At 38.4% G+C, this 14,914-nt stretch carries 11 protein-coding genes; 7 read left to right on the plus strand and 4 right to left on the minus strand.

Features of this window, described 5'->3' with window-relative positions; genetic code table 11:
• Positions 1-26: 26 nt before the first annotated feature.
• Complete coding sequence (locus EMK97_RS01850; RefSeq protein ID WP_130598912.1) at positions 27-1,376, plus strand: diguanylate cyclase; 1,350 nt, start codon at positions 27-29, stop codon at positions 1,374-1,376.
• Here EMK97_RS01850 and yfaE read toward each other — a convergent pair whose 3' ends face one another.
• The 4 genes from yfaE to ubiG all read right to left on the minus strand — a co-directional run bounded on the left by yfaE (position 1,377) and on the right by ubiG (position 6,393).
• On the minus strand, positions 1,377-1,634 hold the full coding sequence (gene yfaE, locus EMK97_RS01855; protein ID WP_130598914.1) for a class I ribonucleotide reductase maintenance protein YfaE: 258 nt from the start codon (positions 1,632-1,634) through the stop codon (positions 1,377-1,379). It abuts the gene before it with no gap.
• Positions 1,635-1,720: 86 nt separating this feature from the next.
• Positions 1,721-2,851 (minus strand): class Ia ribonucleoside-diphosphate reductase subunit beta, encoded by a 1,131-nt coding sequence (gene nrdB, locus EMK97_RS01860; RefSeq protein ID WP_130598916.1) that lies wholly within the window; start codon positions 2,849-2,851, stop codon positions 1,721-1,723.
• A gap of 88 nt (positions 2,852-2,939) precedes the next feature.
• A complete protein-coding gene (gene nrdA, locus EMK97_RS01865; protein ID WP_130598918.1) occupies positions 2,940-5,210 on the minus strand; it encodes a class 1a ribonucleoside-diphosphate reductase subunit alpha in 2,271 nt (756 codons plus the stop codon).
• 445 nt (positions 5,211-5,655) lie between these two features.
• The gene (ubiG, locus tag EMK97_RS01870; RefSeq protein ID WP_130598920.1) at positions 5,656-6,393 is read right to left on the minus strand and encodes a bifunctional 2-polyprenyl-6-hydroxyphenol methylase/3-demethylubiquinol 3-O-methyltransferase UbiG; all 738 of its coding nucleotides are present in this window, start codon (positions 6,391-6,393) and stop codon (positions 5,656-5,658) included.
• A 302-nt stretch (positions 6,394-6,695) separates the two neighbouring features.
• Here ubiG and gyrA point away from each other — a divergent pair, with 302 nt between their 5' ends.
• The 6 genes from gyrA to ihfB all read left to right on the plus strand — a co-directional run bounded on the left by gyrA (position 6,696) and on the right by ihfB (position 14,883).
• Positions 6,696-9,392, plus strand: a complete 2,697-nt coding sequence (gene gyrA, locus EMK97_RS01875; protein WP_130598922.1) for a DNA topoisomerase (ATP-hydrolyzing) subunit A — start codon at positions 6,696-6,698, stop codon at positions 9,390-9,392.
• Positions 9,393-9,525: 133 nt separating this feature from the next.
• On the plus strand, positions 9,526-10,608 hold the full coding sequence (serC, locus tag EMK97_RS01880) for a 3-phosphoserine/phosphohydroxythreonine transaminase (RefSeq protein WP_130598924.1): 1,083 nt from the start codon (positions 9,526-9,528) through the stop codon (positions 10,606-10,608).
• A gap of 1 nt (position 10,609) precedes the next feature.
• Positions 10,610-11,890 (plus strand): 3-phosphoshikimate 1-carboxyvinyltransferase, encoded by a 1,281-nt coding sequence (gene aroA, locus EMK97_RS01885; protein WP_130604337.1) that lies wholly within the window; start codon positions 10,610-10,612, stop codon positions 11,888-11,890.
• An 85-nt stretch (positions 11,891-11,975) separates the two neighbouring features.
• The gene (gene cmk / locus EMK97_RS01890; RefSeq protein ID WP_130598926.1) at positions 11,976-12,674 is read left to right on the plus strand and encodes a (d)CMP kinase; all 699 of its coding nucleotides are present in this window, start codon (positions 11,976-11,978) and stop codon (positions 12,672-12,674) included.
• Between the two features lie 145 nt (positions 12,675-12,819).
• Entirely contained in the window at positions 12,820-14,481 is a 1,662-nt protein-coding gene (gene rpsA, locus EMK97_RS01895; protein WP_130598928.1) for a 30S ribosomal protein S1, read from the plus strand.
• A gap of 114 nt (positions 14,482-14,595) precedes the next feature.
• Complete coding sequence (gene ihfB / locus EMK97_RS01900) at positions 14,596-14,883, plus strand: integration host factor subunit beta (RefSeq protein ID WP_130598930.1); 288 nt, start codon at positions 14,596-14,598, stop codon at positions 14,881-14,883.
• Positions 14,884-14,914 lie beyond the last annotated feature (31 nt).

Consider the following 14,914-nt stretch of genomic DNA (forward strand, 5'->3'; position numbering starts at 1 on the left):
TGTTTTTTATAGGAGTGTAATAATAGATGACCTTACCAACAAAGCACTCAATTTTGGTGGTTGATGATGCCAAAGATACTCAGTTATTGCTCGCATTTGATTTATCAAGCCCTGAGCGAGAAATAAACTGTTGTGACTCTGGTGAACAAGCGTTACAAATTTTAAAGGATGATAAAGTCGATTTAATCTTACTGGATTTGTATATGCCTGGTATGTCAGGTTTAGAAACACTACAAGCGATTAAAGCCGATAAGGCGATTGCTGATATCCCAGTGATCATGCTATCTGCTTCTGATAATGAAGATGAGGTTGTTGCAGCACTTGAATATGGCGCATCGGATTATGTTGTTAAACCTTATGTTGCTAAAGTTTTACTGGCTAGAATTGGTAACGCGTTACGCTTGAGGGATAAAACAATTGAGTTAGAATACCTGGCAAGCACGGATTGCTTAACTGGTCTTAATAACAGAGGTCGCTTTTTTGACTTAAGTACAAAAGCGGCAAGCCAAGCAAATAGAGCAATGCAACCAATTGCTATGGTGATGTTAGATATAGATCATTTCAAGCAGGTTAATGATGACTATGGCCATGCTATCGGTGATAAGGTTTTGCTTGAGTTTAGCCGCTGTTTTAACCGTGTTTTTAGAGATTATGATATTGTTGGCCGAATTGGTGGAGAAGAATTTGCGGTTTGTTTGCCTAATTGTCATGCAGATGAAGCGCTACAAGTTTGTGAACGTTTTAAGCATACGGTTGCCAACACGTTAGTTGAAGTTAACTGTAAATCAACAAAACCTATTACAGTAACGGTGAGTATTGGTTTTGCTATTGCTTGCTCTAAACACATTGTCGTTGATGATTTACTTAAACAGGCTGATTTAGCACTATATCAGGCCAAGACAAATGGTCGTAATTGCGTTGTTAATGGCAGTCAGGCTATAGATAACAATGAAGAGTCTATGCAAACGATAAAGAACTTAACTGAGCTTGAAAGTAAAGAGGAGCAGCTGATAGCTGAAAGTCATAAGTTGCTTTTAGCGGGAATTGATATTGAGATTGGTATTAGTAATGTTTTAGGCGATACAGAGCTTTTTAATGAAATTTTATTAATGTTTTATCAAGATCATCACCTTGATGGTGAAAAGCTGCAACAGGCGTTTGCTGATGGCGATATAAAACGTGCCAAGCATCTTGTTCATACGCTTAAGGGAGTGGCTTGCTCTGTGGGAGCAATGCATTTATTTGAACTTTCAAAAGCGCTAGATTTAACCATAAATGAAGAAAAAGAAGCTGATTATATAAGCAAATTACAGCTGTTGTTGCCTGAACTTAGTTTAGTAATGAAGAGTATTGAAGAGCAATTGCAACTCGCTTAATTACTCGTCAACTTCTATGCTGATATCGGTAATTGGCATACAACAACAGGGAAGAATCTCACCGTCAGCAATAAAAGCTAATGGCTCACCTTTGGGATAGGCGACTTGACCAGACGTTAAGGTAACTCTACATGCACCGCAAAAGCCATCTCGGCAATGGTAATGGACTTCTATATCGGCACTTTCTAAGCACTCTAACAGCGTTTCTTCTTTATTAAGGTAATTTAGCTCTCTTCCTTGAACCTTTATTTTGGTCATAACGTGTTGATGCTTGTAACGGGCAGTCTCTTCATTGCTAAAAATAAATAATAGAACAAAGAGACAAACCTGAGATTATTGGTAGCTTATAAGTCGAAATCGTCAAAATCATCAGCATCGACAGAAGAGTCTACCTGGCCGACTAAATAACTCGATATTTCAGATTCTTGCGGAGCAACCTGAACATTATCACTGACTAAATATGCATTCATCCATGGTAACGGGTTACTTTTTATTGCGAAAGGTGCATCGAAACCAAGCGCTGCGAGGCGTTGATTTGAGATATATTCGATGTATTGGTTAAGGATTTCTGCATTTAGGCCAATCATTGAGCCATCTTTGAATAAATATTGCGCCCATTCTTTTTCTTGTTCAACAACGTCTAAAAATATTTGTAAGCCTTGGTCACGCATTTCTTCACTAATAGTTTGCATTTCAGGATCATCTTTTCCTGAAGCCCAATTATTAATGATGTGCTGTGTACCCGTTAAATGAAGCGCTTCATCACGTGCAATGAGTTTTATGATTTTTGCATTACCTTCAAGTAATTCTCGCTCGGCAAAAGCAAATGAACAGGCAAAACTTACGTAGAAACGGATTGCTTCAAGGGCATTCACTGAACAAACTGCCAAGTATAAACGCTCTTTTAGTTTTCTCGTGGTAACTTCGATTGATTTACCCTCAACCTCATAAGTGCCTTCACCTTGAGACTGTAATAGCTGTGTCGTTAAGATGACATCATCAAAGTATTTAGCAATGCTGGTTGCGCGTTTTAAAATAGCAGGATTTACTACGATATCATCAAAAACTTCACCTGGCTCAGTAAATAAGTTACGTAAAATATGCGTATATGAGCGAGAGTGAATCGTTTCACTAAAGGCCCAAGTTTCGACCCAAGTTTCAACTTCTGGCAATGATACTAATGGCAGTAGCACGGCATTTACTGAACGGGCAGCCATTGAGTCTAAAAGCGTTTGATATTTTAAGTTTGAGATAAAAATATGCTTTTCAGAATCAGTTAAACTTTGCCAATCCGCTCTATCTTTTGACACATCAATTTCTTCAGGACGCCAGAAAAATGATAATTGTTTTTCAATTAACTTTTCAAAAGCATTAAATTTTTGTTGGTCATATCGTGACACATTAACACTGTTGCCTAAGAACATAGGCTCAAGTAAAGCATCATTTGGAGTTTGATTAAAGGTAGTATAAGGCATGGTTGTTATTCCTGTACGCCATGTTTGGCATAACAAGGGCTATTTGTATTAGCCCTTGTTATTAATTTTTAATGGTAATTTAGTTTTATTAGATTTTACAAGCGCCGCCAGCACAGCCGTCATCTTCAACTTCAACATCGTCAGTCGCACCATCGCGTGTATTATGATAATACATGGTTTTAACGCCTAATTTATAGGCGGTTAAGATATCTTTTAGTATCTGTTTTACTGGTACTTTGCCACCTTCAAATTTTGAAGGGTCATAATTCGTGTTGGCAGAAATAGTTTGATCAACAAACTTTTGCATAATGCCAATTAATTCAAGGTAGCCATCATTATTTGGAATATTCCACAGTAACTCGTAGTTATCTTTTAAGTTTTTATAATCAGGTACTACTTGTTTTAAAATACCATCTTTACTGGCTTTTACGCTGATAAGGCCACGTGGTGGCTCAATACCATTGGTCGCATTTGATATTTGCGATGATGTTTCTGATGGCATTAACGCAGAAACAGTAGAGTTTCTAACACCAAATTCTTTAATGCTGGCGCGTAAGCTTTCCCAATCAAGGTGCAATGGCTCACCGGTAATATCATCAATAGATTTCTTATAAGTATCTATTGGTAAAATTCCTTGTGATAAGCGTGTTTCATCAAACTTAGGGCAAGCACCTTGCTCTTTAGCTAACTGATTCGATGCTTTAAGTAGGTAGTACTGAATTGCTTCAAAAGTACGGTGCGTTAAGTTATTGGCACTGCCATTTGAGTAGTACATACCATTTTTAGCCAAGTAATAAGCATAGTTAATAACACCTATACCTAAGGTTCTACGACCCATAGTGGCATTTCTTGCTGCTGCAATGGGGTAGTCTTGGTAATCTAATAAACTATCTAGTGCTCGAACAGCTAAATCAGCTAGACCTTCTAATTCATCTAATGAATCAATAGCGCCTAAGTTAAATGCCGATAACGTACATAAGGCTATTTCACCCGTTTCATCATTGATGTCATTTAAAGGCTTAGTAGGTAAGGCAATCTCTAAACATAAGTTACTTTGGCGAATAGCTGCTTTACTTGGTTCAAACGGGCTATGGGTATTACAGTGGTCAACATTCTGCAAATAGATTCGACCTGTGCTAGCACGCTCTTGGGCAAACAAAGTAAACAATTCAATCGCTTTAATACGTTTTTTACGAATTGACTCATCGTTTTCATATTGCACATATAACTGTTCAAACTTTTCTTGATCTTCAAAGAAGGCATCATATAAGCCAGGGACATCACTTGGGCTAAATAATGTAATAGAGCCACCTTTAATAAGACGTTGATACATCAATTTATTAAATTGAACACCGTAATCTAGGTGTCTTACCCGGTTTTCTTCAACACCACGGTTATTTTTTAGTACAAGTAAGCTTTCAACTTCTAAATGCCATAGAGGGTAGAACAGGGTAGCCGCGCCACCACGTACACCACCTTGAGAGCAGCTTTTAACGGCTGTTTGAAAGTGTTTATAAAACGGAATACAACCTGTGTGAAATGCTTCACCACTACGAATGCTACTACCCAGCGCTCTAATACGACCGGCATTAACGCCAATACCAGCTCGTTGAGAAACGTACTTAACAATAGAGCTTGATGTCGCATTAATTGAATCTAAGCTGTCATCACATTCAATTAATACACAAGACGAAAACTGACGAGTAGGAGTACGTACACCAGCCATGATTGGTGTAGGTAATGAAATTTTAAAACGCGATATCGCATGATAAAACTCTTCTACATATTGTAAGCGTGTTTCACTTGGGTATTTTGCAAATAAACAAGCAGAAACCAAGATATATAAAAACTGCGCGCTTTCATAAATTTCACCGCTAACACGGTTTTGAACTAAATATTTACCTTCTAGCTGCTTAACTGCGGCATAGCTAAAGTTTAAGTCTCGGCTATGATCAATAAAGCTTTGCATATGAGCAAAATCACTTTCACTATAATCCGCTAGTAAATGCTGATCGTATTTTCCTGCTTCAACAAGCTTAACAACATGTTCGTAGAGTGTTGGCGGTTCAAATTGACCATAGGCTTTTTTACGTAAATGAAATACTGCTAATCTTGCCGCTAAATATTGATAGTCAGGCGTGTCTTCTGAGATAAGATCGGCAGCAGCTTTAATAATAGTCTCATGAATGTCTTCAGTTTTAATGCCATCATAAAATTGAATGTGAGATTTTAACTCAACCTGAGATACAGATACTTGTTCAAGGCCATCAGCTGCCCACGCTATTACGCGGTGAATTTTTTCTAAATCAATGGCTTCTTTTTCGCCATTTCGTTTGGTTACAAAAAGGTTATTGTTCATGAAGTACCTGCATAGCAATTATTGTTATTTTTCCCTAATAAAAAATCCTACGCGTTTCGAAAAAATGTACAAACATCTTTAATTCAAGCGTTGAAATAACAACTGAGCATTGAATGCACAATATCTAGGGTTTTTTATAATTCTAGGCACAAGATAATGAGGTTTTAGCTATTTTGCAAGTGCTAAAAACACTTGCTTTTTTTAGGGGATTTGACTTACAAAGTTTGTGTTAGTTGCTACTAACCTAGTAGCGTTATTTTATTTGGCATTTAAACAAAATCAATCATTATTTTGATAAAAGTTCCCATTAAATTTTTATCAAAATAATTTTTATCTAAAAATTTAATGGGCTAGCTAAATTTTACATAGTAAGATGAAATTTTCTTACAATTCAAAGGTTTATGTTTTTAGCTCAAACAATAATCAAGTTGTTTATTAATGCACCTTATGCCTCAAGCTTCTGACAGCAAATAATGTAATTAACATCAAGAGATGGTGATAAGGTATGGTTTTCCGTAAGCGGATTATAATGGATACCGCAGGTATCGATACATTTTAATCCATGTTTTTCAGCCCAGCCAATTAATGTTGATGGACGAATAAATTTATCGTGATCATGTGTTCCATCAGGTACCAGCTTAAGTAACTTTTCAGCAGCAACAATCGCCAGTAAATAAGCTTTAATGCTTTTATTTAGTGTGGAAAAAAAGACTAAGCCACCAGGCTTTACCATATCACTACAAGCTTGCACGATAGACTCAGGTGAGGGGACATGCTCTAGCATTTCCATACAAGTGACTATATCAAAAGTATTGGCGCTGTTATTTGCCTTCTCTTCCGCTGTGATTTTTTCATAGTCAATCTCAAGCTTACTCTCTAAGGCATGAAGTTTGGCAATATTTAATGGTTCTTCACCCATATCAATACCTGTAACTTTTGCGCCTAACTTGGCAAGAGATTCACTTAAAATACCACCGCCGCAACCAACATCAATGACTTGTTTTTTAAACAGACCGTTATCATTACCTGAATTTTGTTGCGCTAAGTGCTGACATATATATTGCACTCTCAGCGGATTAATTTGGTGTAATGGCTTAAAGTCACCATGTAAATCCCACCACTGGCTGGCAACACTTTCAAATTTTGCAATTTCTTCATTACTTACGTTGAGAGAGTTATTCATTACCTGTTTTATCTCTTTAATTTAAGGCGTGTCAGGATTCTAAACCAAACTGATTTTTAAACAAAGAAAATAGATCAAAGTTAGCCGCTTTTTCATAGCGATTAGTACGTTTTATAGCCGCTTGAAAGGGGATGTAATAAAGCAGTATGGCATCGGAAAAAATTGTGCTAGTATGCAGCGTTGATTACTAATTTATAGTAAATAAGATAACAATAAAAATCTTTGTATTTTAATGGTATTAATGACCTGACAATGTCCATATTCATTGATACCTAGTTTAAGTTAAGGGATACCGTCGATTTATGTCCGATCTGGCCAAAGAAATACTTCCAGTTAATATAGAAGATGAATTAAAAACCTCCTATTTAGATTATGCTATGAGTGTAATTGTAGGGCGTGCTTTACCTGATGTTCGTGATGGGTTAAAGCCGGTACACCGTCGTGTGTTATACGCAATGGATGTATTAGGAAATGACTGGAATAAAGCCTATAAAAAATCAGCTCGTGTTGTTGGTGATGTAATAGGTAAATATCACCCTCATGGTGATACTGCTGTATACGACACCATAGTACGTATGGCGCAACCGTTTTCTATGCGTTATATGCTAGTAGATGGCCAAGGTAACTTTGGTTCTGTCGATGGTGATAGCGCAGCGGCAATGCGTTATACCGAAATTCGAATGGATAAAATTTCCCATTCAATTCTAGCGGACTTAGATAAAGAAACCGTTGATTTTGTACCTAACTATGACGGTACTGAGCATATTCCAGCCGTAATGCCAACGCGAATTCCTGCATTATTAGTCAATGGTTCCTCTGGTATTGCTGTAGGTATGGCAACCAATATACCTCCACATAACTTAACAGAGGTAATCAATGGTTGTTTAGCGCTTATTGATAACAACGATATTAGTATTGATGAGTTAATTGAACATATACCAGGTCCTGATTTTCCTACCGCAGGTATTATCAGTGGTCGTGCTGGTATTCAAGAAGCTTACCGCACTGGCCGTGGCAAGATTAAGATTAGAGCCCGTGCAGAAATTGAAGTAAATGAATCAACAGGTAAAGAGACCATTGTTGTTCACGAGTTACCATATCAAGTAAACAAAGCTCGCCTAATTGAAAAAATGGCTGAGCTAGTGAAAGAAAAACGCTTAGAAGGCATTTCAGCTTTACGTGATGAGTCTGATAAAGACGGTATGCGTATGGTAATTGAAGTTAAGCGAGGTGAAGTAGGTGAAGTCGTTCTTAATAACCTATACAAGCTAACACAAATGCAAGTTTCTTTTGGTTTGAATATGGTTGCCTTAGCAAATGGTCAGCCGAAAATATTCAACTTAAAAGAAATGTTAGAAGCGTTTGTACTGCACCGCCGTGAAGTGGTTACCCGCCGTACTATCTTCGAACTTCGCAAAGCCAGAGATAGAGCACATATCTTAGAAGGTTTATCTATCGCATTAGCGAACATTGAACCTATTATTCAATTAATTCAAGAGTCTAACTCAAGAAAAGAAGCCGAAGAAAAGCTTACCGCTCAAGGTTGGGAGCTTGGTAATGTTAGTGGCATGTTAGAGCGTGCCGGTACACATGCAGCACGCCCAGAATGGTTAGAAGACGAATATGGTATTCGCGATGGCATCTATTACTTAACTGCACAGCAAGCGAAAGCGATTGTTGAATTGCAATTGTATAAGTTAAGTGGCTTAGAGCACGAAAAGATTCTAAATGAGTACAAAGAGTTATTAGACCTAATTGCTGAATTAATGCATATTTTAGCTAGCCCTGAGCGTTTAATGGAAGTTATTTGCGAAGAGTTAGAAGCAATTAAAGAAGAATTTGGTGACGAGCGCCGTACTGAAATCACTAATGCATCGCATGATTTATCATTAGAAGACTTAATTACAGAAGAAGATGTTGTGGTAACCTTGTCACATGAAGGCTACGTGAAGTATCAGGTATTATCTGATTATGAAGCGCAGCGTCGAGGCGGTAAAGGTAAAGCTGCGACTAAGATGAAAGAAGAAGATTTCATCGAAAGATTATTAGTTGCTAATACTCACGATACGATTTTATGTTTCTCAAATCGCGGTAAATTGTATTGGTTGAAGGTATTCCAGTTACCATTAGCAAGTAGAACATCGCGTGGTCGCCCAATTGTTAATATTCTGCCGTTAGAGCAGGATGAACGTATCACAGCTATCTTGCCAGTTAGAGAGTACGAAGAAGATAAGTTTATTATCATGGCAACCGCATCTGGTACAGTGAAGAAGACAGCCTTAACTGCGTACTCTAATCAAAGAGCAAATGGTATTATCGCTTTAAATCTTCGCGATGATGACACTCTTATTGGTGTTGATATTACCGATGGTAATAATGACATTATGCTGTTCTCAGACGCAGGTAAGGTTGTTCGCTTTAATGAGAAAGTGAAAGACAGTGAAACGGGTGAAATTAAGATTGATCCAGAAACGGGTGAACAGCGCTGGGCACTGAAACCTATCGGTAGAACCGGTACTGGTGTTCGCGGTATGAAACTAGAAGGTGATCAAAAAGTTGTATCACTGATTGTACCTAAGAACGATGGGCCAATTTTAACGATTACCGAGAATGGCTTTGGTAAGCGTACCGACTTAGCTGAATATCCGGCTAAGAGTCGTGCAACTAAGGGTGTTGTATCCATTAAAGTCAGTGAACGTAATGGTCCGGTTGTTGGTGCAGTTCAAGTAGAAGAGCAAGATGAAATCATGCTTATTACTGATAACGGTACCTTAGTAAGAACACGTGTTAATGAAGTGAGCGTAATTGGTCGAAATACCCAAGGTGTTCGTATGATACGTACCGCTGATGATGAGCATGTAGTTGCCTTACAACGAATTGATGAGATAGAAGAGCCAGAAGAAATATTAGAAGGTGAAGCTAGCTCAGAAGATAATGTAAACTCAGAGCAAAGCGCGCAGCAAGAAGCGAGCGACGCGAGTGATGAAGCGCAAGAATAGCTTCAAACATTATTCTCTTAAAAGGCGGTAATTACCGCCTTTTTTATGCCTTATAGAGGCAAGTTTATTTAGAAAATGAATAGCGCTTTGTTAAAGCGCGCTTATAAAGTCATTAGTGTTAGTAGGAAGAAAAATGTCAGTCGTTTATAACTTTTGTGCAGGTCCTGCCATGTTGCCAGCACCTGTTATGGCAAAAGCCCAACAAGAATTTCTAAATTGGCAAGGTACCGGTAGCTCTGTTATGGAGTTAAGTCATCGAAGTGGTATTTATATCGAGATGGCAAAACAAGCAGAAGCCGATCTTCGAGAATTAATGTTAATACCTGATAATTATAAAGTATTATTTTGTCATGGCGGTGGTCGAGGACAATTTTCTGCTGTGCCTTTAAACTTATTACCAGCAGGTAAATCGGCTGATTATATCATTTCAGGCTCTTGGTCAAAATCGGCAGCAAGCGAAGCAAAAAAGTTTGGCGATATTAATGTTATAGATATCACCAAAACAGGTGAAAACACCACGGTACAAGAGCCATCAAGCTGGCCATTAAATCCAAATGCCGCTTATGTTCATTATTGTCCTAATGAAACCGTTAATGGCATAGAAATTAATGAAGTGCCTGAAACAAACGGTGTTCCCTTAGTTGCAGATATGTCATCGACTATTTTGTCACATGAAATTGATGTGACTAAGTTTGCGTTAATTTATGCAGGGGCACAGAAAAACATAGGTCCTTCAGGTTTAACTATCGTTATAGTCAGAGAAGACTTGCTAGGTCAAGCACAAGCTGCAACCCCTTGTATTATGAATTACAAAACCGCAGCAGATAACGACTCTATGTATAACACACCACCGACCTATGCCTGGTATTTAGCGGGCTTAGTATTTCAATGGTTAAAAGAACAGGGCGGTGTCAGTGCAATTGAACAGGTCAATAAGGCTAAAGCAGAATTACTATACCGCGTAATTGATGAAAGCGATTTTTATCAAAATCATATTGCCCCTGAATATCGCAGTAAGATGAATGTACCATTTTGGTTATCGGATGATTCTTTAAATGGACAATTTTTACAAGAAGCTGAAGAGCAAGGGCTAACAGCATTAAAAGGTCACCGCTCAGTTGGTGGTATGAGAGCAAGTATTTATAATGCCATGCCGTTAGCAGGAGTTATTGCATTAACTGAGTTTATGAAGAAATTTGAAAAGAGGGTTTGCTAAGGTGGAGCAGCTAACATTACAGCCCATTGAAAAAATCAATGGCGAGGTATTTTTACCTGGGTCAAAAAGTTTGTCTAATAGAGCACTTTTAATTGCAGCATTAGCTCATGGTACAACTAAAATCACTAACCTTTTGGTCAGTGATGATATTAACCACATGCTCAATGCATTAAAAAGTTTAGGCATTGACTATCAGTTAAGTGATTGTGGCACAGAATGTACTGTAACGGGTAATGGCGGCTTTTTTAGTGCTACTGAGCCGCTAGAGCTTTACCTAGGTAATGCTGGTACTGCAATGCGACCACTATGTGCAGCGCTTGCAGCAAGTCATGGTGAGTTTGTTTTAACTGGCGAGCCACGCATGAAAGAAAGGCCAATTGGCCATTTAGTTGATGCACTTAACCAGTTAAATGCCGATATTGACTATCTGGAAAATAAAGATTATCCCCCCGTTAAGATAAAAGGTCAGCCACTAAACGGCTCTAAAGTCAGTATTGATGGTTCAATCTCTAGCCAATTTTTAACGGCGATATTAATGATTGCACCATTACTCGCGACAAATACCGAAATTGAAATTGAAGGTGAGTTAGTTTCTAAGCCCTATATAGATATTACTCTAGATATAATGTCGCGTTTTGGTGTGAATGTACAAAATAATGATTATCAATCCTTTGTTGTTAAAGGCGGTCAATCATATCAAGCGTTAGAGCGCTATATGGTTGAAGGTGATGCTTCTTCTGCTTCATACTTTTTAGCTGCTGGTGCCATTAAAGGCGGCGAAGTTACCGTACATGGTGTCGGTAAATTGAGCGTTCAAGGCGATAAATACTTTGCTGATGTGCTGGAAAAAATGGGCGCAGAAGTCATATGGCATGATGAATCAATTACTGTAAAAGGTAAGCCATTAACTGCGGTTGATCTTGATATGAACCATATCCCTGATGCAGCAATGACCATCGCAACTGCGGCACTTTTTGCTAAAGGTACTACAGTAATTCGCAATATCTATAACTGGCGAGTTAAAGAAACAGATCGTTTAAATGCGATGGCAACTGAGCTTCGTAAAGTAGGGGCAGAAGTAGAAGAAGGTGAAGATTATATTACCATTACGCCGCCTGAATCATTAACACATGCAGCAATTGATACTTATAACGATCACCGTGTTGCTATGTGTTTTTCGCTAGTGGCCTTAAGTGATACGCCGGTAACCATTAATGATCCTAAATGTACAGCGAAAACATTCCCTGATTATTTTGATAAGTTAGCACAAGTTTCCTGTTAATTTTGTTAGAGAATATTATTTTTAGCGATTTTACTGGATTAATCCCGTATAATCTCGCCGAATTTTGATGTTAGGAGAATTATGTATGCCGGAAAACACTCCAGTCATTACCATTGATGGACCAAGTGGAGCTGGTAAGGGCACTGTTGCAAGAATTGTTGCTGATCAATTAGGTTGGCACTTATTAGACAGTGGTGCAATTTACCGTGTTTTAGCAGTAGCAATACAGCATCATGAAGTAAGCTTAGATGATGAAGAGCCTTTAATCCCTTTAGCTGCACACTTAGATGTGCAATTTGAAATTAGTAGCCAAGGAGAGAGCAAAGTAATTTTAGAAGGCGAAAATGTTACCGATACCATACGTACGGAAGAAATAGGTGAGCTAGCCTCGAAGGTAGCGGCGTTTCCACGTGTAAGAGAAGCTCTACTTAGAAGACAGCGTGCGTTTAGCGTAGCTCCAGGGCTTGTTGCCGATGGCAGAGACATGGGCACTGTGGTTTTTACCCAAGCTCCAGTTAAAGTATTTTTAACTGCTAGCGCGGAAGAGCGAGCGCAAAGACGATATAATCAGTTGAAAGAAAAAGGCTTTGATGTTAAAATCACGCGCCTTTTGGCTGACATACGTCAACGAGATGAGCGAGATCAAAACCGCAAGGTGGCGCCGCTTGTGCCAGCTGAGGGGGCGTTAACACTTGATTCTACTGATCTTTCTATACAGGAAGTTGTCAATAAAATCTTATCATTTGCGAATGAAAAGTTAACACAAATGCAACACACCTCTTAATAGTGTTTTTTAGCGATAATTAGCTATAGTTATGCTACTAAGAATTTAATTAATGATGCCTACTGTAAGGATGCACTGGGCTATTTTAACAACCCCATGAAACATGAATGTTGAGTGGATTAATAACTGAGTTTATAGACAAGTTATGACTGAAAATTTTGCACAACTTTTTGAAGAAAGTTTGAAAGAAATCGAAACACGCCCGGGTTCAATTATCCGTGGTACTATCGTTCAAGTTAACAAAGACAATGTAATTGTTGATGCTGGCTTAAAATCTGAGAGTGTTATCTCAATTGACCAATTTAAAAACTCTGCTGGTGAAGTAGAAGTTGTTGTTGGTGATGAAATCGATGTTGCTTTAGACGCTACAGATGATGGTTTCGGTGAAACAATTCTTTCTCGCGAAAAAGCAAAACGCCACGAAGCATGGCAAGTGCTTGAAAAAGCATACGAAGAAAAAGAAACTGTTATCGGTGTTATCAACGGTAAAGTTAAAGGTGGTTTCACGGTTGAAGTTAGCAACATTCGTGCTTTCTTACCGGGTTCATTAGTAGATGTACGTCCAGTACGTGACACTGCTCACCTTGAAGGTAAAGATTTAGAATTCAAAGTTATTAAGCTTGATCAAAAGCGTAATAACGTTGTTGTTTCTCGTCGTGCTGTTATCGAAGCTGAAGGTAGCCAAGAGCGTGACGAATTACTTGAGTCACTAGCTGAAGGTCAAGAAGTTAAAGGTATCGTTAAGAACCTTACTGATTACGGTGCATTCGTAGACCTAGGCGGTATTGATGGTTTACTACATATCACTGATATGGCTTGGAAGCGTGTTAAGCACCCAAGTGAAATCGTAAACGTTGGTGATGAGATCCAAGTTAAAGTATTGAAGTTCGACCGTGAGCGTACTCGTGTATCTCTAGGTATGAAGCAGTTAGGCGAAGATCCATGGGTAGCTATTGCTAACCGTTACCCAGAAGGTTCTAAGCTTTCTGGTCGCGTAACTAACTTAACTGACTACGGTTGTTTCGTTGAAATCCAAGAAGGCGTTGAAGGTTTAGTTCACGTTTCTGAAATGGATTGGACTAACAAGAACATCCACCCATCTAAAGTTGTTAACTTAGGTGACACTGTAGAAGTATTAGTATTAGAAATTGACGAAGAACGTCGTCGTATTTCTCTTGGTCTTAAGCAATGTATTGCTAACCCATGGGAAGAATTTGCTAAGAACTTCAACAAAGGCGATAAAGTATCAGGTAAGATCAAGTCAATCACTGACTTTGGTATCTTCATCGGTCTTGACGGTGGTATCGACGGTTTAGTTCACTTATCTGACATTTCTTGGAACGGCGGTGAAGAAGCTGTTCGTGATTACAAGAAAGGTGACGAAATCACAGCTATCGTACTTCAAGTTGACCCAGAGCGTGAGCGTATTTCATTAGGCGTTAAGCAAGCTGAAGACGATCCTTTCAATATGTATCTGACAGATAAGAAAAAAGGTGCTATTGTTACAGGTAAGGTTGTAGAAGTTGATGCTAAAGGCGCTAAAGTTGAATTAGCAGAAAGCGTTGAAGGTTACCTACGTGTAGCTGACATTTCTGTTGATCGCGTTGAAGATGCAACAACTGTTCTTTCAGTTGGTGATGATGTTGAAGCTAAGTTTATGGGTGTGGATCGTAAGAACCGTACTATTAGCTTATCAATCAAAGCGAAAGATCAAGCTGACGAACGTGAAGCTATGGATAACTTAAACCAAGCTGAAGAAACTGGTTTAAGTGCTATGGCAGCAGCGTTTAAAAACGCTCAAAACTAATATACATTAGTTACTTTTACAACTAAGCGAGAAGGGTGAATTGCTCTTCTCATTTTCTTAACCTTAGCGCGAAGCTAACTTTAGCGCGGTGCTACGTGAATACTGGAGGGTCAAATGACCAAATCAGAACTCATTGAGAGACTGGCAGATAAATTATCACATTTATCAGCTAAAGATGTTGAAAAGTCTATTAAAGAAATTCTTGAATTGATGGCGCAATCTTTATCTAAAGGTGAGCGTATAGAAATTAGAGGTTTTGGTAGTTTTTCATTACATTATAGAGCACCAAGAGTTGGCAGAAACCCAAAAACTGGTGAGTCTGTAGAGTTAAGTGGTAAATATGTTCCACACTTCAAGCCTGGTAAAGAATTACGCGAAAGAGTGAATCTTTCTGCAGCTTAAATTGCAAAGTGATTATAGAAATTAGATAATA

Origin of the sequence: Litorilituus sediminis, from assembly GCF_004295665.1 — a bacterium.
Taxonomy (GTDB): Bacteria; Pseudomonadota; Gammaproteobacteria; order Enterobacterales; family Alteromonadaceae; genus Colwellia; species Colwellia sediminis.

Bases quoted from the DNA above. Each gene is read 5' to 3' on its own strand.
- EMK97_RS01850 (WP_130598912.1), top strand. From the start codon at position 27: ATGACCTTACCAACAAAGCACTCAATTTTGGTGGTTGATGATGCCAAA.
- yfaE (WP_130598914.1), bottom strand. From the start codon at position 1,634: ATGACCAAAATAAAGGTTCAAGGAAGAGAGCTAAATTACCTTAATAAA.
- nrdB (WP_130598916.1), bottom strand. From the start codon at position 2,851: ATGCCTTATACTACCTTTAATCAAACTCCAAATGATGCTTTACTTGAG.
- nrdA (WP_130598918.1), bottom strand. From the start codon at position 5,210: ATGAACAATAACCTTTTTGTAACCAAACGAAATGGCGAAAAAGAAGCC.
- ubiG (WP_130598920.1), bottom strand. From the start codon at position 6,393: ATGAATAACTCTCTCAACGTAAGTAATGAAGAAATTGCAAAATTTGAA.
- gyrA (WP_130598922.1), top strand. From the start codon at position 6,696: ATGTCCGATCTGGCCAAAGAAATACTTCCAGTTAATATAGAAGATGAA.
- serC (WP_130598924.1), top strand. From the start codon at position 9,526: ATGTCAGTCGTTTATAACTTTTGTGCAGGTCCTGCCATGTTGCCAGCA.
- cmk (WP_130598926.1), top strand. From the start codon at position 11,976: ATGCCGGAAAACACTCCAGTCATTACCATTGATGGACCAAGTGGAGCT.
- rpsA (WP_130598928.1), top strand. From the start codon at position 12,820: ATGACTGAAAATTTTGCACAACTTTTTGAAGAAAGTTTGAAAGAAATC.
- ihfB (WP_130598930.1), top strand. From the start codon at position 14,596: ATGACCAAATCAGAACTCATTGAGAGACTGGCAGATAAATTATCACAT.